The organism is Methylocystis sp. (assembly GCF_051061225.1).
Classification (GTDB): Bacteria; Pseudomonadota; Alphaproteobacteria; order Rhizobiales; family Beijerinckiaceae; genus Methylocystis.
This window is the reverse complement of record NZ_JBPFEB010000116.1, coordinates 1-2,025: the sequence shown is the minus strand read 5'-3', so window position 1 is coordinate 2,025 and position 2,025 is coordinate 1. Positions and strand designations below refer to the sequence as shown.

At 60.5% G+C, this 2,025-nt stretch carries 2 pseudogenes; both read right to left on the bottom strand.

Annotation, left to right across the window (positions count from 1 at the left end):
• Positions 1-658 precede the first annotated feature (658 nt).
• Positions 659-913, bottom strand: a pseudogene (locus ACR652_RS19960) (IS5/IS1182 family transposase); the annotation flags it as partial.
• 210 nt (positions 914-1,123) lie between these two features.
• Positions 1,124-1,743, bottom strand: a pseudogene (locus ACR652_RS19955) (IS5 family transposase); the annotation flags it as partial.
• Positions 1,744-2,025: the final 282 nt, after the last annotated feature.

The following is a 2,025-nucleotide window of genomic DNA, read 5'->3' as shown; positions in this document are numbered from 1 at the left end:
CGCGCGTGGAACAAGGCATCGGACGCCTCAAACGCTTCAAGAGGGTCGCGCTCCGCTGCGAAAAGACCGAACGAAATTTCCGATCCATCGTCAGTCTCGCCGCAGCACTATGCTTGATCAAATTCGTCCACACAGCCTAGTGTCCCGTCTCTCAAATATCGACTGTTATTTCCTTGGAAGGTGTTGCAGGAACTTTTGTGAGATGGCATGACCAATCAAGCGGTTAACAGCCTGAAGCAGAGGTCGTAGAGGAACTGCGGCGGCGGGCGCGCGCAAGGACGAGCCTGGTGCGCGAACGCGAGCGAGCCGAGATTATTCTTCTTCGACCCGTCGACGGTTCTTCGCCGATCTGACCGAGGATGTCATCCGATCGGGCAGCTTCGCCTCGGTAAAGGAGCTGGTTGACGACATCAACGCCTATCTCGCCGAACGCAACGCCAGTCCCCAGCCCGCGGCCTATGAGCGCTCAATTGTCGTGCTGCGCTCTCAGCTCCGCATTTCGGCGTCTGAAAGTTCCCTATCTCTTATTTTTCAAGCAGGCCGTTGAAAAAGCACTTGGCCCTTGCTCGTTCAGCCTCGCTCGGGTTTTTTGGCGGTCTTGGCGCGGTCTAATTGCGCCTTGAAGCGGAGGGCGCTCTACTCCCCTTCGGCTTCCTGCTCACGACGCCGCGAGCAGCCAGCCGAAGCCCTCCTCGATCCGCTTGCGGATGCGCTGGCTGAGCCCGTAGCCTTCATTGCCGCGTCGTGCGCCTGTCGATGACTGACGAACGATCGCTCACGTTCTGCGCCACATGCGGAGTCACCCGCATCGACCGCAGCTCGTTGGCGAAGCCTTCGGCGTCATAGGCCTTATCTGCTGCGAGGCCCGCCTCGGTTGATTGGCGCGCGGCTCGATCATATGCAGGGTGCCAATGACGCGCTAATATTCCCCAAAAGTGGCGGCGTAAAATTCCCCAGTCTGGCGGGCATGGCGATCAGCCCACTGCGATCGCAGCCTCGCAGGACAGCACGACATGCCGTCGGAGCTGCTTAAAAGTTTCCATCAGGAGCTGCGCGCCATCGATCGGCGTCGACCAGGGTTCAAGTTCATGGAACGTTACATCGCGCCCTTGCTTTTCTTCCTCTTCTTCGCTTCGGCGAGTTTGACGACGCAAAGTTCGGCGCCCTGCGCCTTGGCTGCATCGGCCACCTTCTCGCCGGTGTAGCCCTGATCGACATAAATGAGTTCGACGCTCTCGCCGGTTGCCACCTTTACAGCGGCGGCGAGCTTGCCGCTCTGCGCGGCCCGACATGCAGCGCCAGCAAATGGCCCAATGTGTCGACAGCCATGTGCAGCTTCGAGCCGCGCTTTCGCTTGGCGCCGTCATAGCCCGCCCGCGGGCCGCTCTCCGGGGTCGAGCGCAAGGTGCGGCTGTCGATGATCGTGGCCGTTGGCTCCGCGGCGCGGCCGGAGGCGACGCGCAACAGGGCGCGCGGATCCTGCGCAAGCGCCTCGGACACGCCCGCCGCCAGCCAGCGCTGCGATTGCTGATAGACGGCGGACTACGGCGGCAGATCGTTGGGCATGACGCGCCATGTGATGCCGTAACGCAGCACGTAGCGCAGGCCGTTGAACAGCTCGCGCAGCGAATGTTGACGCTGGGGCGCGCCTTCGTCCATGAGCGTTAGATACGGCGCAACCAGCGACCACTCTTCGTCGCTGACGTCAGACGGATACGGTTTTGCGAATCCGAGCCATCCGATTCTACTAAGGCAGTCAGACACTAAAGTACATAACACCCTTGTCTTATGACTTTCTGCGCCGCTTGGGCGAGAAGGAACCGCTGGGAGAGGGTTGCCGCCCTCTCATCAGCGGCGAGGGACGGATCGGAAAACCGCGGACCATTCGACGGGTCGAGCTAGAGTTTGATCGCCCTCGTCTTTTCCTTTGGCCTGGACGGATACTCGGGCACTTGGCCCGAATGACAAGCAAAGGCGCGGAAAAGATGAATCCTTCTACCATTGGCGTTGATGTCTCGAAAGATT